The following is a 22891-nucleotide window of genomic DNA, read 5'->3' as shown; positions in this document are numbered from 1 at the left end:
TGGAGCTGACCGCCAAGGCTGGCGGGAGTTTTGTGAAGGTTGATGCGGGTGGTGTGACCATCAGCGGCGCGGAAGTGAAGGTGAATTCGGGTGGTGGTCCTGGGGCCGGCACTGGCATTCAGATCCTCGCCCCATTCATTCCGGGACTCGCAGCCATTGATAACGCCGGACGCCTGATGCAAACCCGCGCTAACCAGATGATGCAGGCGGAGTCCCTCGCCGTGACGCCGAAACTCAAAGCGCCTACCGGCATCTGCGTCGAATGTCTGAAAAAAGCCATGCGTGAGAAACTCGCTCTGCAATCGGGGGCCAATTGATGACAAAGAATGACGCAGCGAAAGCCTGGAGCGAAGCGCAAAAGAATGCTCAGTCGATATTCGCGATCGTTGAGACCGGTCTGTTGCCGGAACCCGCTCGATTGCAGTTCGTCAGCGCTGATCCGTCTCGACGGCCGTTGATGGTGCAACCGGAATTCGCCGAACTGCGCAACTACGGCCCGTGGCTGGTCGACGTTAGCCACATGGATTTCGAAGCCTTTCTTGCTCACGAACACTTCACCGGCTGCACCGCAATGGCCAGTTGGATTCGTACCGACTGCCCAGCCGACAAGCTCGCCGCTCACCTTAGTGATGCGTTGCTGGCAAAAAATGAAGCTGGCGAAGTCCTGATGATTCGTAGCTACGCACCAGAAGTGGTGCCGATGCTGTACGCACGCGATGATCTGTCTTGGCATGCGTGGCTGTTTGGCCCACTGCAGGAGTGGTGGGTACCAGCAGAAGAAGATCAATGGCACTGTCTGAAGGGACTCAACCTCGAAAAGCCCGGAAGATACGAGCCTATCTTTCTTGACGGAAAGCTGTGGACGGACATGGAGATCGATCCTCTACCCTACAGCCTCACCACTGAGCTGGAAAAAGAAGCGCCTGAAGTGTTTGCCAGCACCTGTCACGGCGCCCGTTTGAAACAAGTGAAAGAAGCGCTGGACGCTGGCCGCAATGAAGGTTTAACGGACGCGGAAGACGTCACTCTATTTGCCACCCTGCGGTTGATGAACCCTAAGTTTCCAGAGAACTGGCCGATGTGGACTCAAGCTAAGGAGCGAACATTTAGAGAAAAACTGCCGCTTGGAATCGTTATACAGCAGCTGTCTGACTGAACCTTCAATTTCTATATAACATCGCTTTGTAAAATGACACAGGAAACATTGATGTCGCTGACCATGAATAGCTCGAATGAACGACGATGGAAACGCCGATCTTCAGCGATCGTAATTCTGATTCTCGCGGTATTTTTCGTGGGATTTTATATTTACACCAAAACCCGAATATCCGGCGCTGCTCTCACCTCCCACAATTATATGAACAGACCAGTAGGTAGCTTTTGGGTAAATGACAACTGGGGAGGAAATGGTGGCGTGACCTGTTGCTGGAAGATGTCCGGCGACACTGCGAAGGTAGTTTGGATCCTGAGCATGTCGAAAGCTCAGGAGGATCAAGGAATGAAAATAGAAAGACATGAAGAACTAATGCCTATGCCAAAGCGCAAGGCTGGGGACGACACGCTGCATGTTTACTTTCTTCCCGGTAATAAAATAGAGCTCACGTGGTCTGCAACTACGCTTGATAAAAACTCATTCCGCGAAAATACGACTAAAGAAACCAATGGACAAGGGAGCCATCCATGAGCGAACCAAAAAACTTATGCGATGCACAAGCCATTAGCTCGCGCTTAAGTTCGTCCGCAGGATTAAAAAAGAGTTCAACGTTACCATGTGAAGCAACATTACATGTTGGATTTTTTTTCGATGGAGTTAGTAGAAACCTAGAAGACGACTTAAAGGAAGAAAGAGTTACCAATATTGGCCGCCTTTTTCTCGCGTATCCACACGAGGAGAACTCTGCACCATCCGATCCGGCCAGCCAGCATCATAAATTCTATATATCTGGGCTTGCCACATCGTTTGACGCTACCTTAGGCACGAACTCGACTACTAGCGCAGCCAACCTCAACGGCGCAATCAGCAAAATCAAAGACGACGTTTCCAAGCTACCGAAAGATAATTCCACGGAAGCTGTTGTTGACGTAGGCAAAGACGTATTAGCCGGGAAAAACTGGTGGGACAACTTTACAAACAACCTAAAACCCAGGAATCTTATTTCCGCTATTGCTACTACAGCAGCCAAGGCTTCGGTCGAAGGCATTTCTCCCGTCCGTGACCACGAAATAGTTTTCAGTTTACTTAAAACTGGTGTAGACACTCGCCTAGAGGCCGCAAGTAATCGTTTTGAAAAGCTTGTAGAGGACGTCAAAAAATCGAACTCGATCTCGATCAAAAAAATTTCAGTATCGGTGTTCGGTTTCGATTATGGCGCTACGCTTGCGCGAGCCTTCGCTCATAAATTATTTGAGGCGTGCGACCCTGGTACTACCGTCTACAAAGGTGCAAAGCTGGAAGTGGTTTTCGCTGGGCTGTTCGATGCGGTAGATCGAAGCATGGAAGCATCGGTGGTTCGAGATTTTTTACTGCCAATTTCCAATTCAGTGGATGATGGAGAGTGCTTGCCAGGACCAGTCAAGTCGGCACTTCACCTAGTTGCTGCTCATGAGTGTAGAGGTGACAGGCGTGCACGTCTAATCGGCACCGGATCGCTTACCCCCCGATGGGAAGAACGTTTGGTTCCGGGCACGAGCTCTGACGTAGGGGGCGGATTGGCGAAAAAAAGTGCCTCGCACAGCCGAGAGCTGCACATGGTGGCTTTGCACGAAATGTATCGTGCCGCCTATAGTGCTGGAGTCCCCTTCCCCTCTATGGCGAAACTTCAAGAAAAAGATAGATACGTGGCTAGCTTCTTCGAATTTCATGATCACATCAATGGCACCGGCGCTATTGAGGCGAGCAAACGATACACGAGCCTAGCTGGCAATAAAAAAGTGTCTGCCGGCGCTTTTCTAGCTCATCGCCGCTTATACATCCAAAGACTTCGTGGACTTTGGGAATTGTATAGTGGACAACACCGTGCTTATAGCGAACAAGAAGATCGCTTGAAACGCCCATTATTGGGTGACTCCGGAACATTGAAACGCTTGCTGGGAATGGGCAGTGAAACAGAAGTTCAAGCTAGTAAGCGCGACGCGGCTCTGGAACAAACTCGCAAAAGTAAAGATGTACTTCGCAGCGAGCTTGGCTGGTTAGAGGACGTTGATAGGGAAGCCAAACGCCTGAGCATCGGACTCGCAACTAAAGCAGAAAAAGCATTGCTGGACGAATGGTTTGTGAAGGAGTCGAAGAGTCTCAGCTTCGATATTGAGGACCTGCTGGAATTCTATGTAAATGACAAATTCATGGTAAGCCAAATGTCACAATCACCAAGCTCGACCAAGTATTTTTTAGTCAGAGAATTTGACATTCCTGACCTAAATAAAACAAAAGGGATGGCCCCCGACTTTATGGAACAGATGATGCGAAAAACGCCCGCAGACTCTTCAGGTGCATCGACCTAAAAGCATGAGACTCAAGGTCTGAGAATGAATCTTTTGATTTGGATTCCATTCTATTGACGGATATTGCGGAGGACGAATGCCAAAAAAACAGAATTCGCGACGGAAATAAATAGCTCTCGCGGTAAACGGCCTGGCGGCTTAGTTATGCGATCCACGCCCAGCGCGACGGGGAGGAAAACATCGAACACAACCAGAAAATCCGCGTCGGCAACGAACGCCACGACACCGTTGAAGCCAATTTATTGAGTGAGTCCAAGGTTGAAGAACAACGGATTCCCAATCTGGAACCCATCAGTGAAATACGCACGGATGATCACCCGATTGTGGGCGTCACGCAGTATGTAAAGGTGGGACCAGTGTCAACTGCTTCAGCAGCAGGCTGTTGAGCGCATACTAGGATTGATTGTCCGCCAAGCGGAAAAGCAAGGAACAATAACCCTTGCCCAAGCACAATTTGAAGAAGCATGCATGAGCATGAATCGGTTCGGAACCAAAGCCGCAGACGAAGCAGAACAGCTATATTGCGAGAATCGACTGCATATGGACAATTTCATGTCAGAAGCAATTCTGCGACTGCACGACGATGCGAACGACGAAATGCGTGCCGGGTATAAAGCGCACGTGAACCTCTTAGGCGCGAACCTAGATGGCTTTTGTCACAGAACCCGATACTACGGACAAACTTTTGTTCCTGGCGGAAAAGCAAAATATGTCCCTCCAGCTAAATACATCAAGGGATAAAAAAATGTTGCGCACACTTATATATATAGCAACCACAATTGCAACCCTCTTATCAAACAATGTACTTGCCGAGCTTACACCAACTCAGCAGGCCGCAAAAACTCGTGGGATAATGCTTTTCAATCAATACAAACCAGCAGAACTGGAACTTCGCATAGCAGCCGAAGCGGGCGATGCGGAAGCACAATTCTATTTAGCTGACGAGCTTCGTCAAAAAAAACAAGGAATGACTGTCGAAGCGCAAAAATGGTACGAGGCATCAGCATCACAGGGTGATTATTATGCGATGTTTAAACTCGCCACCGTATCGGAAGACCTGTGCTCGGTTGTCAACCAATGTCCTGCTAGTAGTAAAAAACCAAGTGACTGGCTAGATTTATTGATAAAAACTGCTACGCCTCGTGCTTTGGGTGGCGACGGCGAAGCGATGGCTGTGCTTTACAACGCGACTGCAGAGTTGGATTGGTTGCAGAAATCAGCAGCGGCTGGATATGCGCCGTCACAGTGGTTGCTCGCTAATCGTTACGCCGAGGGGGAAGGCACATTTTTGCTACCTTGGAAAAGAAAGAGTGCCGAGGAGGAGTTGCTAAAGGCTGCTTCGGAAGGAGGTTACCCTCCTGCAATGATCGAATATATTTCGATTCTTTCCCAGCGAAATGATCTGGCAGGTGTTCGGCATTGGTGGGAAGAAGCGGCGAAAACCGGTTATCAAAATGCCGTCGCAACCTATGGTGCATATCTTTCCCACACGCCCGACAAAGTTGGCTACCCCGTCGATTTGATCAAGGGCTACGCACTGGTCTCTTTGCTTAAAGAATTGGATGGCGGTGGAAACGTTCAAGTCTATGTGGAAGGGAAGCTTCCTAAAATTGCTGCAAAAATGACATCGAACCAGATTGAGGAAGCGGAAAAATATGCAATTGAGTGGAAGGCCACCCACCCGCCCCTTTCTTTCTTTCCAAGGAAATTAGGTTTTTAATTAGTAATGAAGCAGAATGCAAGAAATAACCGGTACGAGGCTAATCTTCCCGAATTAGAACAATCGACAGCCTTGTCGTTCGCGCTCTGCCGTATCGTTTTCAAAAGTTTTGCAAAGACCGATATACCAGCGAAACAACTGCAATCGAAAAACAACTCAGCACTTACACTGATGAAGGTGATCCCCACTACGCTTATTTTATTAACGCTAGCGTCGACCCAGTCATTCGCGCTTACGAACGAACAATCTCGGGCAAAAATCAAGGGCATTGAGCTATACAATCAATACAAAGCGACTTCTGCAATCCCGTTTTTAACAACAGCGGCAGAAGCGGGAGACCACGAAGCTCAATATTATTTAGGAGAAGTTCTTCGTAAGAAAAATCATTACGTGAACGAGGAGGCCAAGAAATGGTATGAAGCGTCAGCAGGCCAGAACGATCTTTATGCCATGATCCAATTGGGCCGCATTGAGCATGATATATGTAAAATATCCAACGACTGCCCTCCTTCTCACAAGCAACCAATAGAATGGTTAAATCAGGCAAAAAAAATAGCTCAAGAAAAAGCCGAGGCTGGTGATGCGGAGGCAATGTGCATAATGTATGAAATCACGCTAGATGATGCGTGGTTGGAAAAATCCGCCTCTGCGGGAAATGCATTTGCGCAATACTGGATGGCGGTATCCCTCAAACAAGGTGATGGTTTTCTCATGCCTTGGAAACGAAGCGAAGCAGTTGAAAAGTGGTTTAAGCTATCTGCTGAAGGCGGCTACCCAAAGTCAATGATAGAATACGCTGCGATATTGTATGAGCGCGGCGATATAGAGGGATTTCGCCACTGGAATGAGCAAGCAGCAATAGCAGGTTATGCGGAATCAGTGTATGGATATGGCTCATATCTTGCTCATGAGCCCGACACATATGGATTTCCATATGACCCCGTTAAAGGCTATTCACTAGTTTCATCCTTAAGTATTCTGAATGGCGGGGGTGGAATGCAAGAAAATGTTGAATACAAACTCCCTCTCATTGCAGCCAAGTTGACACCCGCACAAATTTCCGAAGCGCGCGAGCAAACAAAGAAATGGGCCGCTACACATCCTCCGCTGTCTTTTTTTCCTGAAAAACTGAGTCGTTAATTCACTTTAATCAATAATGAGTTAGGACGCGTACTACTTGAGAGCCATGACCAGGATCATCGCTCCTGGTTATGGCTGATCGGCAATCGCTTCAATGCAAATATCTTTGGTTAAATGTGCTTACCGCTTGATCCCCGATCTATTCAGCCTAATTAGTCCAATTACCCCCCCTTAATCCTCAAATCAAAGACTCTACAGTACTGTTCCGCTCAGGCATCGCGCTGAAACCGACTGCGGCAGGCTCATCCGGCTTCATGCCGGGCGCCTATCCGTTACGCTGGAGTCCTTTCATGAACATTCGTCCATTCCTACTCACCTCTACCCTCGCCTGCGCCGCTTCCGCCGGGCTGGCCCCAGCCACTGATACATCCGCCACTTCCGACGCCTTGCCCTACCAATACGGCATGCCACTACACGTGGCGAAGGTGCTTTCGCTAACCGAGCCGCCGACCCTGAAATGCAAAGTCACCACCGCCGACATGAAATACATCGACAACACCGGCAAGCCCGCACAAATCAGTTACAGGAAATTATCTAACGCATGCCGTCGGCAGAACTGGCAGACGCTTCTGATTTTCCGGTTCGCCATAGGCGTGGAGTGGCTCCGGCGGGTATGCTCGGGGCCTTCCCTACTGCCGCAAGGATTGGCCATGCAGTTGTCGTTCCGCACGTTGTCGAGCTTCACTTCAATCCTTTGTTTTCTGCTGGCGCTGGTCTGGGGATTTTTTCCGGAGGTGTTGCTGGCGATCTGGAGTATTGGCTATTCGGAAGGCACCGGCGTAGTCGCAAGGCGCAGCGCGGTGCTGTTTGCGGCGTTGGGGGTGATGTTTTATTTGCTGCGCAATGCTCCGCCGTCAGTGGCACGCAGTGCGCTGAGCAATGGTTTTATCGTCGGCTGTTTTGGTTTGGCGGCGTTGGGTTTTGGCGAGTGGCTCAATGGCCATGCCGGCCCCGGGATTTTGCTCGCGGTGCTGGTCGAGTTCGCGCTGGGCCTAGGTTTCGTGCAGGCCCGGCGCGTGACGGTCGAACTGGGTAAGACGGTGGGTTAAACGGCTCGAGAACGAGCGCTGGTTTGATGTGTTGTGGTCTGTTGCGCGAGGTCGGAACGCAGGCCAGCGACCAGGTTGTTAATTTCACGGCAGCTGTTCAGGCGGCTGGCGTCGATTCCACTGACATAGAGATCGGCCTGATCGGTTCGATGGTCGCCAAATACTTTGACGGACATCGACAAGTCTGGTGTCAGCGTGCACTGGCAGCGTTTCGGCAGGAAGCTGCTTTCAATGATGTTGCGTAATTCCAAGGCAGATAAAAACATGGCGAACCCTCTCCTTTCTGTGCGATTGCCAATCAAGTATTCACGCTGACCCTCTGCTGCGCCTTCACGGGTGTGCCCCCGCTGTTTCCCTGGTGCGGCAAGTGGTGGTACTGCGAAATGCCCATTGGAGTGTAGGCGCCCAAATCCTGTGCGCCTCACTCAAAGAACGCATAAAACGTGCCTTTGATCGGTTCGTTTTGCTCCCTTAAAAATCAAGCACTTGGAAATGTGGCCAGTATCCCGCTATTTGCAAATTGCATGAATCGACCACCCGTCCCCTGCAATCTGCAATCTCCGGGCAAATTTGCTTTCGAAGACTATGACGGCAAGAATGTCTCCCATTGCAATTCAACCCGCACGGAGGCTTCCATGAATTCCTTAAGTGTTTGCGCGATCACCGGTCTGTTGATCGCCAACCTCTCCACCCTCGCCCACGCCGCCAAGCTCGAAGACATCGCGCCGTATCCCAAAGCCGAAGCCGGGTTTACCCGTCAGGTCATCCATCTGCCCAAACAAGAGCAGGAGGAAAATTTCCAGGTTGAAATTCTCGCTGGCAAAACTCTAGAAGTGGATTGCAACCGTCAACGTCTGGGCGGTGTTCTCGATGAAAAGAACCTGCAAGGCTGGGGCTATCCGTTCTATCGCCTGGAAAAGGTCATCGGCCCGATGAGCACGATGATGGCCTGCCCGCCCGGCAGCCAGAAAAAGCGCGCTTTCGTTCCGGTCGTCGGTGACGGCTTCATGTTGCGCTACAACAGCAAGTTGCCAGTCGTGGTGTACGCGCCATCGGACGTCGAAGTGCGCTATCGCATCTGGTCGGCGTCGGAAAAAGTCGGCACCGCCCTGCAGGAATAACCCGAGCGCTTGTTACGCCGGCACGCCGCAAGCAGCGGCGCGTTCGGCGACATGGCGCAGGCTGTAGAAGTTGATGTTGGCCCCGGAGTCGATGGCGACGAATGTCTGATCGCGAACCCCATTGCGCGCCACGTACTGCTTGATCCCCGCCACGGCCAGCGCCCCCGACGGTTCAGTGATCGAACGGGTATCGTCGTAGATATTCTTGATCGCGGCGCACAGCTCGTCATTGCTGACCGTGATTACTTCATCTACGCAGAAGCGGCAAACCTCAAAGCCATACGCGCCGATCTGCGCCACCGCGACGCCATCGGCGAAGGTGCCGACGCTCGGTAGAACCACCCGCTCGTCCGCACTTAAAGCCGCTTGCAGGCACGCCGAATGTTCAGATTCGACGCCGATGATCCGCACTTCCGGGCGCAGGTATTTGACGTAGGCCGCGATACCGGCGATCAAACCTCCGCCCCCGACCGGGATGAAGATGGCGTCCAGGGCGCCTTGATGCTGGCGCAGGATTTCCATTGCCACGGTGCCTTGTCCGGCGATCACGTCAGGATCATCGAACGGTGAAACAAACGTGCATCCGGTCTGTTCGGCCAAGTGCAACGCATGGGCCAGAGCAAAGGGGAAACTCTCGCCATGCAGCAATGCGTCGGCACCGCGACTGCGCACGCCGAGCACCTTGAGCTCAGGGGTGGTAGACGGCATGACGATCGTCGCGCCGATGCCCAATTCCCGTGCCGCCAGCGCTACACCCTGCGCGTGATTACCCGCCGATGCAGTGATCACTCCCCGCGCTCGCTGCTCATCGCTCAGTTGCACGAGTTTGTTGTAAGCACCACGGATCTTGAAAGAGAACGTCGGTTGCAGATCTTCGCGCTTGAGCAGGACCCGATTGCCCAATGTTTCCGACAACGCTGGCGCAAGCTGCAACGGCGTGCGCACCGCAATGTCGTACACCGGTGCGGCCAGGATCTTTTTCACGTAATGCTCAAGCAAAGCTTGCTGGTCGGGGCTGTGCGGCATGGTCGTCTCCTGACATTTTTCAGAACCCCGGAGACAGAAAGTAAAAACCCGCCTCTAGGGCGGGTTGGGTGCTGCAGTCGTAAGCTAGCCCGCCAAATGAGGAATGGCGGTAATAATGCTTGGCTGGCAGCGCGATACGGTGAAAGTCATGGGCTGGAAATTAGCCTGCCGGCGGATGACAAGTCAATGGCCCGCTGCAGAACTTTGAATCTTCCTAATGACTGAACAGTCACTGCAAAAGAGCACAACAACTTCCGCTCCAAGCCGATGAAAGTGGAGATTGACCATGAATATCCGCCAAGCGCTATTCGCCGTCCCGCTGCTGGTCGCCGCCCTGTCCAGCCCTGCTGTATTCGCTGTCGATGAAAGCGACGCCGTGAAAAAGCCCGAATGTCCGAAAGGCCAAGTGTGGGACAGTAAAACCCAGCAATGCGTGTTGCAGACCAGCGGCACAACACAGCCCTGATTTCCTTCATACGGTTCAGGCCGTGGCCGGCAACCACAGCCTGAATCGCGCGCCACCCAGCGGCGAACTCTCAACGGTCAGCGTGCCGCCCTGCGCTTCCAGCGCGCGGCGGCTGATCGCCAAACCGAGGCCGAATCCGCCGGTCGCGCGATCACGGCTGCGGTCGAGCCGATAGAATGGTTCAAAGATCCGCTCGCGCTCGTCGTCGGGAATGCCGATGCCATCATCATCGACCCATATCTCACACCCGCCGGCAATGACCTGCACGCCAATCTGAATGCGTTTTTCGCAATAGCGCATGGCATTGCGCAACAGGTTCTGGATGGCCCGAGCGGTCAGGCGCGGATCCAGCGCGAAGCGTTCGAGCTGGCCGTGCAGCAGAACGTCAATCACGATTTCCGGCGATTCCAGCTCCTCATCGACGCTGCCGAGAATGCTGTCGATGAACTCGTCGAGCGACACCTCGATGCGCTCGGGCGATTGCGCCGGGTTTTGCAAACGGCTGTAGGAGAGCAACTCCAGCACCAATTCATCCAGCTCACGAATGTGCGCGACCAAACTCTGCAAGCGCTCGCGGCTGGCGGCTGGCAAGTCTTCTGACAACGCCAGCGCCAGGCCGAAATCCAGACGCGTCAACGGCGTACGCAGTTCATGGGAAACGGCGTTAAGCAGATCACGTTGCTGGTTGAGCAGGTTTTCGATATCGCCGGCCATGGTGTCGAACACGTTGGCGAGACTGCCGATGTTCGAACTCGGGGCGATTCTGGTTCGTTCGCTCAAATGCCCCTTGCCGAAGCGTTCGGCAGTGCCCTTCAAACGTTCAAGATCGCGCCAGTGCGGGCGCAACCAGAGCAGCAGGCAGCCGAGCAACATGGCACCGATCAGCACGTTGATGCTCCAGTACAACAGATCGACGTCGACCGGATCGGGCGGCACGACCATGCGCACGGCCATGTCCGCATTCAGCGGAGTTACCGCCAATGTTCGCCAGCCCCAGTCGCCGATGCGCACAACGTTTTCACCCCGGTGCAGACGCTCCTGCTCGATGGGAGTGAACACCGGGTCGTCGATTGGCGTCAGGACGATGTGCAGCGGCTGGAATTCCTTGTCCATCGCCGCTGCGATCTCCGGCCACTGCTCTTGCGGCGCAGCATGAAACTGCTTGGTGATCAGCGATTGCAGACCTCGGGAAAAGTCCAGGTTGTAGGTGACGAAGCGATCCCGGAAAGCCATGACTACCAGATCCGGCACCAGATAGATCGCCGCGCTATAGGAGACGATGGTCACCAGATACAGGCGAAACAGGATGCGAAACATCAGCTCAGCATTCCCACTCGGAGCGGCTGAACAGATAGCCCTTGCCCCACACAGTCTTGATCTTGCGCGCCTCGCCGGCGTGATCATCGAACTTGCGCCGCAGCTTGGAAATCGCCACGTCCACCGAGCGGTCAGTGCCATTGAACTCGATGCCGCGCAGCCGCTGCAGAATCTGATCGCGACTCAGCACTTCGCCGGCGTGCCGGGCCAGCACCACCAGCAAATTGTATTCGCCGCTGGACAGCTCAACCGCTTGATCACGCCAGGTCACGGTGCGCTCGGACAGGTCAATGCACAGATTGCCCATGACGATCCGGTCATTAACCGCCAAAGGCTCGCCGAGGCTGCTGCGCCGCAACAAGGTACGCACCCGAGCCAGCAGCACCCGTGGCTCGCAGGGTTTGGTGACGTAATCGTCAGCGCCCATTTCCAGGCCCAGCACCTGATCATGGCTGTCATCGCGGGCCGTGAGCATGAGGATCGGCAGTGTCGCTGAATCGGCGCGCAGCAAGCGGCACACCTGCAAGCCGTCGAGACCCGGGAGCATGAGGTCGAGGATCACCAGATCCGGCGGGCTGATCCGCGCCCGTTCGCGCACATGGTCGCCACGGCCGATGACGCTGACGGAGTAACCGTTGCGCTCCAAGTAGCTGGAAATCAGTTCGGCGAGGGCGGTGTCGTCTTCGACCAGGAGGATGTTGGGCATGGGGTGTTCCAGATATTGCTGAGGTATATGTCAGACCGCTTTCGCGAGCAAGCTCGCTCCCACAGTGGTTTTGCATTGTTCACAAAACTCATGTGGGAGCGAGCTTGCTCGCGAAAGCGGTTCAACCGTCACAAAAGAATTCAAGGTCTGCAGGATATACGCCCTCACCCGCCACGGAGCAAAACCCTTACACAATTTCACACAGCAGCTACAAAGCTTCACCGCTAACCTCCCCGTCTGGCCGTAGGATGCGGCCTTCAATATTGGGGGTTTTACATGTCTGGAAAACTGCTGGCCGGGCTCGGCCTGATCGCATTGGCGCTGACGCTGAGCGCTTGTGATTCATCCTCGAACGCCGAAGAGCAGACGCCGCCGGCCACGGTGCGCGTCGAGACGATCAAAACCCAGCCATTGTCGATCAGCAGCGAACTGAGCGGCCGCATCGCCGCGCCACGGATTGCCGAAGTGCGCGCACGAGTAGCCGGCGTGGTGTTGCAGCGCACCTACCGCGAAGGCAGTGACGTGAAAAAAGGCGATGTGCTGTTCCGCATTGACCCGGCGCCGTTCAAGGCCGATCTGGACAGTGCCGAAGCGGCGTTGCGCAAGGCCGAGGCCAACGCCTTTCAGGCGAAACTGCAAGAACAACGCTACGCCCAATTGATTGAAGACAAGGCCATCAGCGGTCAGGACTACGACAACGCCCGCGCCGCTGCCCGGCAAACGGCAGCTGATGTTGCCGCCAGCAAGGCAGCACTTGAACGGGCGAAACTCAACCTCGGCTATGCCACCGTCACCGCGCCGATTTCCGGACGTATCGGTCGCGCGTTGGTCACCGAGGGTGCGCTGGTCGGACAGAACGAAACCACGCCACTGGCGTTGATTCAGCAACTCAACCCGATCCATGCCGACCTGACCCAGTCGACTCGCGAGCTCAACGAACTGCGTCGAGCATTTCGTTCCGGGCAGTTGCAGGAAGTCGGTCAGGATCAGGTCAAGGCCACACTGATTCAGGATGACGGCAGCCTGTATCCATTGCCTGGCAAGCTGCTGTTCAGCGACATCACCGTTGATCCGGGCACTGGCCAAATCATCCTGCGCAGTGAATTCCCCAATCCGGATCTCGACCTCCTGCCGGGCAGCTTCATCCGCGTACGCCTTGAACAGGCAACCATTCAGAACGGCATTACCGTGCCGCAACGCGCGGTGCAGCGTGACAGTGCCGGCATTGCCCAGGTGCTGACCGTCGATGAGCAGATGCGCGTGGCGCAGCAACCGGTGCAACTGGGTGCGGTGCAGAACAACCGCTGGATCGTCACCGGCGGCCTGAAGCCCGGCGACCGCATTGTCATCGAAGGCCTGCAACACGCCCGTCCCGGGGAAAAGGTACAGATCGACGAAACCCCACTTCCACTTGCCCAGGCCACTGGTCAGTAAGCAGGACGCTCTTATATGCCGCAGTTCTTTATCGACCGCCCGGTGTTTGCCTGGGTGGTCGCCCTGTTCATCCTGTTGGCCGGTGCGCTGGCCATTCCGCAGTTGCCGGTCGCGCAATACCCCGACGTCGCACCGCCGCAGATCGAAATCTATGCCGTCTACCCAGGCGCCTCGGCGCAGACCGTCGATGAGAGCGTGGTCAGCCTGATCGAGGAAGAACTCAACGGCGCCGATCACCTGCTCTATTTCGAATCGCAGAGTAGCCTCGGCAGCGCGACGATCAAAGCCACGTTCCAACCGGGCACCAACCCCGAGCTGGCGCAGGTCGATGTGCAAAACCGCCTCAAGGTCGTCGAGTCGCGCCTGCCGCAAGCGGTCAATCAGCAAGGTTTGCAGGTGGAGAAAGTCTCTTCCGGTTTCCTCTTGCTCATCACTTTGACGTCCAGCGACGGCAAGCTCGATGACGTGGCGCTAAGTGATTATCTGGCGCGCAACGTGATGAACGAGATCAAGCGCCTGGACGGTGTCGGCAAGGCGCAGTTGTACGGCGCCGAACGGGCCATGCGCATCTGGATCGATCCGCAGAAACTCATCGCCTTCAACCTGACGCCGGCGGATGTCAACGAAGCCATCGTCGCGCAGAACGCCCAGGTTTCGGCGGGTAGCATCGGTGATCTGCCGTCACCTTCGACGCAGGAAATCACCGCGACAATTCTGGTCAAAGGCCAATTGTCGACGCCGCAGGAGTTCGCCGACATCGTGCTCAAGGCCAACCGCGACGGCTCCACGGTGCGCATCGGTGATGTCGCGCGCGTCGAAATCGGCAGCCAGGAATATCAGTTCGGCACTCGCCTGAACGGCAAACCGTCCACTGCCGTCGGCGTGCAGCTGTCTCCCGGCGCCAACGCACTGAACACCGCAACGCTGGTGCGGGCGAAGATGGATGAGCTGGCGCGCTACTTCCCGGCCGGCGTGGAGTACAAGATTCCGTACGACACCTCGCCCTTCGTCAAAGTCTCGATCACCAAAGTGATCTACACCCTTGGCGAAGCGATGCTGCTGGTGTTTGCGGTGATGTTCCTGTTCCTGCAAAACGTGCGCTACACGCTGATTCCGACACTGGTGGTGCCGGTGGCGTTGATGGGCACTTTCGCGACCATGCTGGCGCTGGGCTTCTCGATCAACGTGCTGACCATGTTCGGCATGGTGCTGGCCATCGGCATTCTGGTGGATGACGCCATCGTCGTGGTGGAGAACGTCGAACGGATCATGGCCACCGAGGGCCTGTCGCCCAAGGAAGCCACCCGCAAAGCGATGGCGCAGATTACCGGCGCGATTATCGGCATCACTCTGGTGCTGGTCGCGGTGTTTATTCCGATGGCGTTCATGCAGGGCTCGGTCGGCGTGATCTACCAACAGTTCTCGCTGTCCATGGCGACGTCGATTCTGTTCTCGGCGTTTCTCGCCCTGACGTTGACGCCGGCGTTGTGCGCAACATTGCTCAAGCCTGTCGCCAAGGGTGAGCATCACGAGAAGTCCGGATTCTTTGGCTGGTTCAATCGTCGTTTCGAGCAACTGACCGATCGCTATCAGGGTTGGGTCGGCTATGCGTTGAAGCGCACTGGTCGCTACCTGATGATCTACGTCGTCCTGCTGATTGGACTCGGGTTTTGTTTCGCGCGCCTGCCCTCCTCGTTTCTGCCGACCGAGGATCAGGGCTATACCATCACCGATATTCAACTGCCGCCCGGCGCGACCAAGAACCGCACGGTGCAAGTGGCCGAACAGCTCGAAGCGCACAACGCCGATGAGCCGGGAATCAGTGACAGCGTAGTGATCCTGGGTTTCAGCTTCTCCGGTAGCGGGCAGAATGCGGCGCTGGCGTTTTCGACGCTCAAGGATTGGTCTGAACGTGGCGGAGACGATTCCGCCAGTTCCATCGCCGACCGCGCCAACGTTGCCCTGAGCCAGATAAAGGATGCCATGGCGTTCTCGGTGCTGCCGCCGCCGGTGGATGGCCTCGGTACTTCCAGCGGTTTCGAGTTCCGATTGCAGGATCGCGCAGGCCTCGGTCACGCGACGCTGATGCAGGCGCGCACCGAACTTCTGGCCGCCGCCGAGAAAAGTCCGGTGCTTATGAACGTGCGCGAAAGTGCTCTGGCCGAAGCGCCGCAAGTGCAGTTGGTTGTAGACCGCAAGAAGGCCAATGCCCTGGGTGTATCGTTTGCCGAAATCGGCAGCGTGCTGTCCACTGCGGTGGGTTCCAGCTACATCAACGATTTCCCGAATCAGGGCCGCATGCAGCGCGTCGTCGTGCAAGCCGAAGGCGACCAGCGCAGCCAAGTGGACGACTTGCTGAAAATGCACGTGCGCAACAACGCCGGGAACATGGTGCCGCTGTCGGCATTCGTCCAGGCGAACTGGATTCAAGGTCCTGCGCAGTTGACCCGGTACAACGGTTATCCAGCGATCGCGATTTCAGGCGAACCGTCACCGGGTCATAGCACCGGCGAAGCCATGGCGGAAGTCGAGCGTCTGGTCGCGCAGGGGCCGAAGGGTCTGGGCCAGGAATGGACTGGTCTCTCGTTGCAGGAACGTTTGTCAGGCAATCAGGCGCCGATCCTGCTCGGCTTGTCGCTGCTGGTGGTGTTCCTGTGCCTGGCGGCGCTGTACGAGAGCTGGTCGATCCCGACTTCGGTGTTGCTGGTGGTACCGCTGGGTGTGCTCGGCGCGGTGCTGGCGGTGACGTTGCGCGGGATGCCCAATGATGTGTTCTTCAAGGTTGGACTGATCACCATCATTGGTCTGTCGGCGAAGAACGCGATCCTGATCATCGAGTTCGCCAAGAGCTTGTATGACGAAGGTCACGATCTGATCGATGCGACGTTGCAGGCCGCGCGTTTGCGTCTGCGGCCGATCGTGATGACATCGCTGGCGTTCATTCTCGGTGTGGTGCCGTTGGCCATCGCCACTGGTGCCAGTTCGGCAAGTCAGCAGGCGATCGGCACTGGCGTGATCGGCGGGATGATCACCGCTACGCTGGCAGTCATCTTCGTCCCCGTGTTCTTCGTCGTCGTCATGAAGCTAGTACAACGATTCACCAAATGACACTGATCTAATTGTAGGAGCTGCCGAAGGCTGCGATCTTTTGACTTTGCTTTTAGAAGATCAAAAGATCGCAGCCTTCGGCAGCTCTTACAAAAGCCGGATCGCCTGCGCTATGGTGCGCTGACAGTTCACCAACGTGAGTCACCATGCGCTTCCTCGCCCGTACGCACCCTCGCCTTTCCGGCGCCGTCCTGTTCGGCCTCGCAACGGGTCTGCTGGTCCCGGCCGATTCCATCGTCAGCAAAATCCTCATTGGCTGGAACGTCGGTGTCTGGACTTACCTGGTTCTGATGTTCTGGCTGACCATACGCGCCAAGGCCCCGGATGTGCGTCGCATCGCCGAGATCGAGGATGAAAACGCCGGACTGGTGCTTTTCGTCGTGTGCATCGCCGCGCTGGCAAGCCTGGCCACCATCACATTTGAACTGGCGGGCAGCAAAGATCTGGATAACACACACAAATTGATGCACTACGGCTTCACAGCGCTGACGGTGATCGGCTCATGGCTGCTGATTGGGGTGATCTTTTGCGTGCACTACGCGAGGTTGTTTTACACCTGGAACGGCAAGGAGCCGGCACTGCATTTTGCTGAAGGACTGACCACCCCCAATTATTGGGATTTTCTGTACTTCTCGTTCACCATCGGCGTGGCTGTGCAGACTTCGGATGTAGGTGTTGCGACACGGGATATTCGAAAGATTGTGCTGGCGCAGTCGTTGATCGGTTTCGTGTTCAATACAGCGATCCTCGGGTTCTCGATCAATATTGCAGCAGGGTTGTTCGGCTGAAAAACACGGCATGTTCCTGCTGCTCAAAGCTCACAAAAAAGTGCGCCTGTAAACTGTCAACACTGACAGTTTACAGGCGCACTGCATTCAGGCTTCCATACAACATCCAGAAGTAGGACGGGTCAGTCTTTGGATGTCCCCAACCATATCGTATGGAGATATAACTCATGAGCTATACAGCCCGAGCCTACAGGACGATCTTGCCGGATACAGCGCAGACCTTTTTGTCAGCCACGATCAACGGCGATGCCAATCCACGCTACAGGTTTGTCAAAGTCCCTCAGTTTATGGAGTTTCGATCTACCTCTGTGCCTTCCTTCGGGCCTAAGCCCTACCCGGAAGGCTTGCGTTACGTTTTGACAGCTGGACACACCAAGGATGGTGTGACGCGTACGCTTGAGTTTGTGTTCCCTTTCAAACCCCAATCGTTGAGCTATGACCTGTCCAAAGATAGCGATGATGTCAGAAGCACCTACTATTCCAATCCCGCGACGGGCGACCTGCATGTCTCTGTGAGCGGGAGCCTGACATTGAAATATGACGACATTGAAAAAACACTGAGAGGCACTTGGTCCGGCACATATGACCATGGTGGAGAGAATGGCACCGAAGAGTTCCCGATTGCTGGGGAATTTGTCGTTGACGCCGACCTGAGCAAAAGAAAAAGCACTTACTGACTACGGAAAAAAGGAAGCTGCGAGGCTTCCTTTTTTTTATGCTGATGCAATCAGAAACTGAAGCTCAGCCCGACACTCCCTCCCAGCTCCTGGTCAGCTTTGCTGCCCCTGCTGGTTCCTAGCTCGCCATATACCTGCCATTTGTTATTGGCCGGAACCCAGTTGAGGCCACCGGTCAGCTCGAGGTTGGTGCTGGACAAGTCGTTGTTGAATCCAGTGTCATTGACGCTGACACGGTTGTTGTTAACGAATTCATGACTTACCGCCGCGTGCAGCCTGGGTTGCAGTTTGCCGCCATTGTTCAGCACCACCTCGCGGCCAACTGTCATTCCGACCTTGCCGAGCAATGAGCGGGTCTCGTTGCTGTCTACCTGCAGCCCATTGTCCAGCTGATAATCTTTGCCTTTTACCGTCGCTACACCAAACTGGGCAGAGGGCTCGATGAAATAGCCTCGATTCAAGACTATATGCTTGCCCACTTCGACGGTCCCACTGATCCCGAGATTATCGAAGTCACCCTTTGTTCGAGTGTCATCGCTCAATGTGACTTTGACGTCATTACTGAAACGGTTGATTTTGCCAACGGTATCCACGTAGTACCCGGTCATTTCGTCGTACCACGACAGATACATCCCGCCATAGGTGCTATTGATCGTGCCCGCGCTGCCGCGGGCCAGGTCAAGGCGAGTGGTGCTGTATCCACCAAAAACCCCAATCAACCATTGGCCATCACCCATCGGTAGTGGCGTATCCACCCCCAACGAGACGCCAGTCTGATTTTGTTTGTAACCATCGCCATAGGCATTCTTGACGTTGTACTGATTGGCATGAGTCCGTATCCACAGGCCGGTGGTCGCGTTCTGATTATCTGAGTCCAATGCAGCAATCGATTGCGATCGGGGCTGAGTGCCGGCCATGCGACGGTCGCCGAGGCGGGTATTGAGAGTGGTCATTTCCGAGTAGATAACCGTAGGAGCGGTACCGGCAATCGCCAACGCCGTTTGCGTACCTGTGCTCGGCGTTGTCCCATCAGTTCGCAGGAAAATACCTTCGCCTTCTCGCACCAGTTTGTACGCCAAAGCACCACGATCAACCTGACCGTTTCTCAGATCGAACTCAGCATCCCCGCCAGCGATGTTAGCCACTTGAACCGGTGCACCGGTGACAGGTTCGCTGGCGCTTGCACCGACTACCAGCTCGTGCCGGCCACTGGCTGATTCCGTGACATTGAGAAAGTCCGTTTCACCGGTGGACACGTCAGCATCCAAAAAAAACCGGCCGTTGCCTGACAAGTTGGCAACGTCCAGGCGGACGAACTCGGCGGGCGTGCCGAATCTCACGTTCCCGCCCTGCATTTCGAGATTCGATAACGAATTGTTGCCAACCAGGTTCCATTCAGCGCCACGCCCGATGGACATAGCGCTGACGCCAGTAACCGAACCGTGCAGGATCGAGTCGTTGTCCAGCATCACGACGCCAGTCCCGGAGCCCTGAATGTCACCGGTGAGTATGCTTCGGGTATCGAGCGAAACAGAATCGACGTTGATCAAATTGCCGTCGAGGCTGGCATTGTTTTGCAAGATAACCGCGGCGGTCCCGCCGTCAGCAACCGCTACATTGCCGGTCAACTGGCTGTCGTCGATTTGAAAGCGCGCTGCTGCGCCATCAATGACCTCGACGATATTACCGTTGCCGCCGATCAGATTCGAACGGTTAGCTATCTCGATCAATACCGGTTGATCGTCTGGCGTTGCAAAATCGACTTTGATCGCTGCGCCGGTGCGGCCCTGCACGGTTGACCCATCAATCTTCAGTACACTCTGTGCGGTGACATCGCTCGGGTTAAGGACAGTATCCTCGCCAAAGATGATCCCATCCAGTTCTCCGATGACCTCGCTGGCTGCACTGATGTTGACGTTGCCGCCGTAAAGTTCGAGGCCAACACTATCTGCGTCGGTCCCTTCAACCCGGCTGTCCACCAGATTCAAGGTACTGAGGGATGTTATCGCTGCGCCCGAGAAACCTCCTGTCAGCGTACTGCCAGTGACGGTCGCTGTTGAACCAACGGGTACGTTCAGGTCGCGCGTAAGCGACATTGCTCTGCCATCGCTGGACAGCGTACTGCCGGACACCACTGCCGAGCTGTCGGTCAAGCTCAGCGCAGTGTCGAAATTGCTACCGGTCACCCTCGCCCCATCCAGAGTTACGAGGGCGTTTGAGGCTTCAATCTGGGCAGTGTTGGCGGAAATCGCATTCAACGTTCCACCGCCGACCACAATGTTAAGCGCGTCACCACCATTGAGGTTAAGCGTGGCAGTGGCAGGGATAAACCAGGCTTCTGGCGTAGCACCGACGGATACGGTTTCGACTTCACCAGGATTGAGATTCCGGGAAAAGGCCGTCTCGGATATCGCGATCAGTAATGCTGCACAAGAGAGCGTGCCAGTGAGTTTCAAAACTGTCGGTCCCAAGCTATTTTCAAACGTCATATACACTTCTCGTTGAGGTTAATCGGGACGGAAGAAGGACGGTTCAGACGTACATATTCCATCAGACGACCTTTGTAGGCGACGCCGGAGAATACCTGCTAGTCCGGACTTTCTCTGTAGGACTAATCCTCTTAGTAGGTGGGCTTAATCGCCAACTCGCGACATTTCGAGATGTTTCTTACTTCTCCAATTAAATTGCATTGCCTGAAGAGGCTGGCTCTTCCGGCAATGCAATGATCGCGAATGCCATTTATGAAGCAGGCGCAGGATCCCAGCCCGGTTCCGACTCGCAGTACAGGAAGTCACCATTGAGCAAGTAAACGACCATTTCCTGAACTTCTGACGTCGTTACAGTTGGCGTCGAGTACCAGATTTTCACATAGCCCGCATAAAAATCGTTTCGATCAGGAGGGGTAGCAGGAGGACGAGGAAGATTACGAATAAAAGGCACATATGGCACCTCCCAAAGCATCCCGTCCTTTAGCTCCTGCAAAGTGATCGCACGTGTATCACTAAACACGGTATCAGCCGGCGCATCTACTGTATAAGCATCGTCATGCCAACCTTGCCAATTGAATGTGATGTCCATTCCATCGGTGAAATGATCATTGGGCTTGATCAAGAACGTCGCAACGTGATCCTCCCCTGCCAAGCTCTCGCAGATAATGTTTGGGTACTCGGTGCCATCGGTCGGTGGACGCTGGAACTCTGGCTTATCAAGAACAATAACTACTGTATTGACATTCACTGTCTCTTTTGCCGAATCCTGGCTATTGTTTCGAGCGGGGTTTTCATATGTCCACCAAGCCTCTTTAGGCCCAATACCACCCGGACCGACAACGCTATATGGCAGATCTATCTGAACGACCGTATTGATATTCGATACATCCATTGCTATTGAATTAACAATGATTTCGCCTTGATCACCGAGATACTTCAGAGTGACCAGATCGCCTGCTTCGGGTTCAGGGAATGTCGTTCCGGCGGTGACAGGCGATACATCGATGTGAGCCTTGGCTGTCTGATCGACATCATGAGGGCCCAGCACGTTATCCGTAACAGGTGCCTGTCCGCGAACGATCAATTTGCGGAATTCTGGATTTACCTCAGGGGGGGGGGTCGTCGGGTCAACCGTGTAAGGCGGATACGTCGAGAAATCTGTTTTTACAGTTATTGTTCCACTGTCGATCGATAAACCGCCACGCATCAAGTCAGCTTTGATGACCACGTCCAACTCAAAATTCGTACCCGTCTGGTTATCGAAGTACTCCTTGCTCAGACTCGACCAAGGAATAGTAAACTCCAGCTCCGTGAGTGCATTGAATTGGAGATCCTGGGCCGGTTGAGCGCCGTACGTCAGGCTCACTCCGTCGGTGCCGATTGTATCTGCCAACCGGCTGACTTTTACCTTCACACCTGCACGCGCATCGTTTAGATCAATCAGACCATCTTCGTTTGCCGGGACGGTAATGACCCCCAGTTTAGGCAATGGCAAAAAACGTACGTTTTTGAAATACACACCCCATGCGCTCGGGTTGCCAGCAACGTCAGTGATGATGAACCAGATGAACGCTCTGCCGCTCGTTACCTTGCGAAGCTCCGCGGTCGGGATCGACAGCTTGCCATCGATAGGCATCGTTCCGTTGAAAAAAGGGGGCACCTGCGGAGGATTGGTACGTACGCCTCCCACGTACAGGGTTAACGTGTCATCGGGCTGAGCGTTGGCGTAGCCTGTATCAATTTCTACCTGCAATCCCCCTTCGTTACCTGGCTGATTCGCCCAGGTGTCATCCAGATCGCCCGGGGCATTGGGAAACGTGGCTGGCGGAACTGTTCTGGCGCCTGGAACCTGCCCTGGATTTGTCCCTGTTTGTGCAGGTTTCGCTTGCCAGGCACCGGTACGGTCGATGAAAAACTGCATCACAACACCGGTCAGCGGGTTGAGCCCCCGCTCAAACAGCACGCTACGAACCCAGATCGGCGTCGGTCCGTCCGGGGTCGCATTCTCACCCAGATATTCAGTGGGCACTGTGATCGGAAAATCTACAGGGCGGGTGCCCACGTCACCGAGCCTTACCCGGGGCAGCCGCGTGAAGTCTGTCGGCAACGGATTGGACGGGGGTTGAGTTCGCGTAACCTCAAGAGCAATCTGATCACCGTTATGGGGGTTCAACCACACATTGGTCTTGACCATAAGTGTCAGCGGGCCGCCCACAGGTATCGCAGCTATCGGAATAATGTCCTTGTTTGTACCGCGCCCGTCTGGCAATTCGGGGGTGGGTGCGGCAAGAATGCCTGCTTGGGTACTCGACTCCGCTGTTTGAATGCTTGTCATGTGCCTTCTCCATT

The 22891-nt window shown here is 54.8% G+C and carries 18 protein-coding genes and 3 pseudogenes; 15 read left to right on the top strand and 6 right to left on the bottom strand.

Features of this window, described 5'->3' with window-relative positions; translation table 11 throughout:
• The 9 genes and pseudogenes from D8U70_RS28035 to D8U70_RS15205 form a co-directional block, all read left to right on the top strand.
• A pseudogene (locus tag D8U70_RS28035) lies at positions 1 to 317 on the top strand (type VI secretion system tip protein VgrG); the annotation flags it as partial.
• Positions 317 to 1156 (top strand): DUF4123 domain-containing protein, encoded by an 840-nt coding sequence (locus D8U70_RS15240; RefSeq protein WP_122506828.1) that lies wholly within the window; start codon positions 317 to 319, stop codon positions 1154 to 1156. The pseudogene D8U70_RS28035 and the gene D8U70_RS15240, both read left to right, overlap by 1 nt.
• Before the next feature lie 51 nt (positions 1157 to 1207).
• Positions 1208 to 1684, top strand: a complete 477-nt coding sequence (locus D8U70_RS15235) for a hypothetical protein (RefSeq protein WP_163012694.1) — start codon at positions 1208 to 1210, stop codon at positions 1682 to 1684.
• Complete coding sequence (locus D8U70_RS15230; RefSeq protein WP_130929209.1) at positions 1681 to 3501, top strand: DUF2235 domain-containing protein; 1821 nt, start codon at positions 1681 to 1683, stop codon at positions 3499 to 3501. Before D8U70_RS15235 ends, D8U70_RS15230 begins: the two co-directional genes overlap by 4 nt.
• A gap of 149 nt (positions 3502 to 3650) precedes the next feature.
• A pseudogene (locus D8U70_RS28030) lies at positions 3651 to 3854 on the top strand (type VI secretion system tip protein VgrG); the annotation flags it as partial.
• A gap of 293 nt (positions 3855 to 4147) precedes the next feature.
• Complete coding sequence (locus D8U70_RS15220; protein ID WP_241664667.1) at positions 4148 to 5221, top strand: sel1 repeat family protein; 1074 nt, start codon at positions 4148 to 4150, stop codon at positions 5219 to 5221.
• A 171-nt stretch (positions 5222 to 5392) separates the two neighbouring features.
• Complete coding sequence (locus tag D8U70_RS15215; protein ID WP_177433971.1) at positions 5393 to 6361, top strand: sel1 repeat family protein; 969 nt, start codon at positions 5393 to 5395, stop codon at positions 6359 to 6361.
• 290 nt (positions 6362 to 6651) lie between these two features.
• Positions 6652 to 6918 (top strand): annotated as a pseudogene (locus D8U70_RS15210) (DUF2790 domain-containing protein); the annotation flags it as partial.
• 93 nt (positions 6919 to 7011) lie between these two features.
• On the top strand, positions 7012 to 7410 hold the full coding sequence (locus D8U70_RS15205; RefSeq protein ID WP_130929211.1) for a hypothetical protein: 399 nt from the start codon (positions 7012 to 7014) through the stop codon (positions 7408 to 7410).
• On the opposite strand, the gene D8U70_RS15200 is transcribed toward D8U70_RS15205, so the two are convergent.
• The gene (locus D8U70_RS15200; RefSeq protein ID WP_041480220.1) at positions 7407 to 7676 is read right to left on the bottom strand and encodes a DUF1652 domain-containing protein; all 270 of its coding nucleotides are present in this window, start codon (positions 7674 to 7676) and stop codon (positions 7407 to 7409) included. The two genes, D8U70_RS15205 and D8U70_RS15200, sit on opposite strands and share 4 nt — an antisense overlap.
• Before the next feature lie 369 nt (positions 7677 to 8045).
• Between D8U70_RS15200 and eco the strand changes: the two genes are divergently transcribed.
• A complete protein-coding gene (gene eco, locus D8U70_RS15195) occupies positions 8046 to 8531 on the top strand; it encodes a serine protease inhibitor ecotin (RefSeq protein ID WP_130929208.1) in 486 nt (161 codons plus the stop codon).
• Between the two features lie 12 nt (positions 8532 to 8543).
• Here the strand turns inward: eco and ilvA are convergent, their stop codons facing one another.
• Positions 8544 to 9557, bottom strand: a complete 1014-nt coding sequence (gene ilvA, locus D8U70_RS15190; RefSeq protein ID WP_130929207.1) for a threonine ammonia-lyase, biosynthetic — start codon at positions 9555 to 9557, stop codon at positions 8544 to 8546.
• A gap of 286 nt (positions 9558 to 9843) precedes the next feature.
• On the opposite strand from ilvA, the gene D8U70_RS15185 reads away from it, so the two are divergent.
• Complete coding sequence (locus tag D8U70_RS15185; protein WP_016774888.1) at positions 9844 to 10023, top strand: hypothetical protein; 180 nt, start codon at positions 9844 to 9846, stop codon at positions 10021 to 10023.
• Between the two features lie 15 nt (positions 10024 to 10038).
• Here D8U70_RS15185 and D8U70_RS15180 read toward each other — a convergent pair whose 3' ends face one another.
• Positions 10039 to 11340 (bottom strand): ATP-binding protein, encoded by a 1302-nt coding sequence (locus D8U70_RS15180; RefSeq protein ID WP_073476613.1) that lies wholly within the window; start codon positions 11338 to 11340, stop codon positions 10039 to 10041.
• Positions 11341 to 11344: 4 nt separating this feature from the next.
• Complete coding sequence (locus D8U70_RS15175; protein ID WP_016774890.1) at positions 11345 to 12046, bottom strand: response regulator transcription factor; 702 nt, start codon at positions 12044 to 12046, stop codon at positions 11345 to 11347.
• A gap of 276 nt (positions 12047 to 12322) precedes the next feature.
• Between D8U70_RS15175 and D8U70_RS15170 the strand changes: the two genes are divergently transcribed.
• The 4 genes from D8U70_RS15170 (at position 12323) to D8U70_RS15155 (ending at position 18053) form a co-directional block, all read left to right on the top strand.
• Positions 12323 to 13480, top strand: coding sequence for an efflux RND transporter periplasmic adaptor subunit (locus tag D8U70_RS15170; protein WP_130929206.1), 1158 nt, complete (start codon positions 12323 to 12325; stop codon positions 13478 to 13480).
• Positions 13481 to 13495: 15 nt separating this feature from the next.
• On the top strand, positions 13496 to 16588 hold the full coding sequence (locus D8U70_RS15165) for an efflux RND transporter permease subunit (RefSeq protein WP_110645403.1): 3093 nt from the start codon (positions 13496 to 13498) through the stop codon (positions 16586 to 16588).
• Between the two features lie 146 nt (positions 16589 to 16734).
• A complete protein-coding gene (locus D8U70_RS15160; protein ID WP_130929205.1) occupies positions 16735 to 17376 on the top strand; it encodes a DUF1345 domain-containing protein in 642 nt (213 codons plus the stop codon).
• 167 nt (positions 17377 to 17543) lie between these two features.
• The gene (locus D8U70_RS15155; RefSeq protein ID WP_016774894.1) at positions 17544 to 18053 is read left to right on the top strand and encodes a hypothetical protein; all 510 of its coding nucleotides are present in this window, start codon (positions 17544 to 17546) and stop codon (positions 18051 to 18053) included.
• A 50-nt stretch (positions 18054 to 18103) separates the two neighbouring features.
• Here the strand turns inward: D8U70_RS15155 and D8U70_RS15150 are convergent, their stop codons facing one another.
• Positions 18104 to 20542: an autotransporter outer membrane beta-barrel domain-containing protein gene (locus D8U70_RS15150; protein ID WP_130929204.1), complete on the bottom strand. Its 2439-nt coding sequence runs from the start codon at positions 20540 to 20542 to the stop codon at positions 18104 to 18106.
• A gap of 250 nt (positions 20543 to 20792) precedes the next feature.
• A complete protein-coding gene (locus D8U70_RS15145) occupies positions 20793 to 22877 on the bottom strand; it encodes a hypothetical protein (RefSeq protein ID WP_073476625.1) in 2085 nt (694 codons plus the stop codon).
• Positions 22878 to 22891: the final 14 nt, after the last annotated feature.

The organism is Pseudomonas sp. Sample_20, from assembly GCF_004307585.1.
Lineage (GTDB): Bacteria > Pseudomonadota > Gammaproteobacteria > Pseudomonadales > Pseudomonadaceae > Aquipseudomonas > Aquipseudomonas atacamensis.
Note: the sequence above shows the minus strand (reverse complement) of the source record. Positions and strands in the feature narration are given on the sequence as shown.

What these genes read in the sequence shown, in the direction of transcription:
- D8U70_RS15240 (WP_122506828.1), top strand. Translation starts at nt 317, where the DNA reads ATGACAAAGAATGACGCAGCGAAAGCCTGGAGCGAAGCGCAAAAGAAT.
- D8U70_RS15235 (WP_163012694.1), top strand. Translation starts at nt 1,208, where the DNA reads ATGTCGCTGACCATGAATAGCTCGAATGAACGACGATGGAAACGCCGA.
- D8U70_RS15230 (WP_130929209.1), top strand. Translation starts at nt 1,681, where the DNA reads ATGAGCGAACCAAAAAACTTATGCGATGCACAAGCCATTAGCTCGCGC.
- D8U70_RS15220 (WP_241664667.1), top strand. Translation starts at nt 4,148, where the DNA reads ATGGCTTTTGTCACAGAACCCGATACTACGGACAAACTTTTGTTCCTG.
- D8U70_RS15215 (WP_177433971.1), top strand. Translation starts at nt 5,393, where the DNA reads ATGAAGGTGATCCCCACTACGCTTATTTTATTAACGCTAGCGTCGACC.
- D8U70_RS15205 (WP_130929211.1), top strand. Translation starts at nt 7,012, where the DNA reads ATGCAGTTGTCGTTCCGCACGTTGTCGAGCTTCACTTCAATCCTTTGT.
- D8U70_RS15200 (WP_041480220.1), bottom strand. Translation starts at nt 7,676, where the DNA reads ATGTTTTTATCTGCCTTGGAATTACGCAACATCATTGAAAGCAGCTTC.
- eco (WP_130929208.1), top strand. Translation starts at nt 8,046, where the DNA reads ATGAATTCCTTAAGTGTTTGCGCGATCACCGGTCTGTTGATCGCCAAC.
- ilvA (WP_130929207.1), bottom strand. Translation starts at nt 9,557, where the DNA reads ATGCCGCACAGCCCCGACCAGCAAGCTTTGCTTGAGCATTACGTGAAA.
- D8U70_RS15185 (WP_016774888.1), top strand. Translation starts at nt 9,844, where the DNA reads ATGAATATCCGCCAAGCGCTATTCGCCGTCCCGCTGCTGGTCGCCGCC.
- D8U70_RS15180 (WP_073476613.1), bottom strand. Translation starts at nt 11,340, where the DNA reads ATGTTTCGCATCCTGTTTCGCCTGTATCTGGTGACCATCGTCTCCTAT.
- D8U70_RS15175 (WP_016774890.1), bottom strand. Translation starts at nt 12,046, where the DNA reads ATGCCCAACATCCTCCTGGTCGAAGACGACACCGCCCTCGCCGAACTG.
- D8U70_RS15170 (WP_130929206.1), top strand. Translation starts at nt 12,323, where the DNA reads ATGTCTGGAAAACTGCTGGCCGGGCTCGGCCTGATCGCATTGGCGCTG.
- D8U70_RS15165 (WP_110645403.1), top strand. Translation starts at nt 13,496, where the DNA reads ATGCCGCAGTTCTTTATCGACCGCCCGGTGTTTGCCTGGGTGGTCGCC.
- D8U70_RS15160 (WP_130929205.1), top strand. Translation starts at nt 16,735, where the DNA reads ATGCGCTTCCTCGCCCGTACGCACCCTCGCCTTTCCGGCGCCGTCCTG.
- D8U70_RS15155 (WP_016774894.1), top strand. Translation starts at nt 17,544, where the DNA reads ATGAGCTATACAGCCCGAGCCTACAGGACGATCTTGCCGGATACAGCG.
- D8U70_RS15150 (WP_130929204.1), bottom strand. Translation starts at nt 20,542, where the DNA reads ATGACGTTTGAAAATAGCTTGGGACCGACAGTTTTGAAACTCACTGGC.
- D8U70_RS15145 (WP_073476625.1), bottom strand. Translation starts at nt 22,877, where the DNA reads ATGACAAGCATTCAAACAGCGGAGTCGAGTACCCAAGCAGGCATTCTT.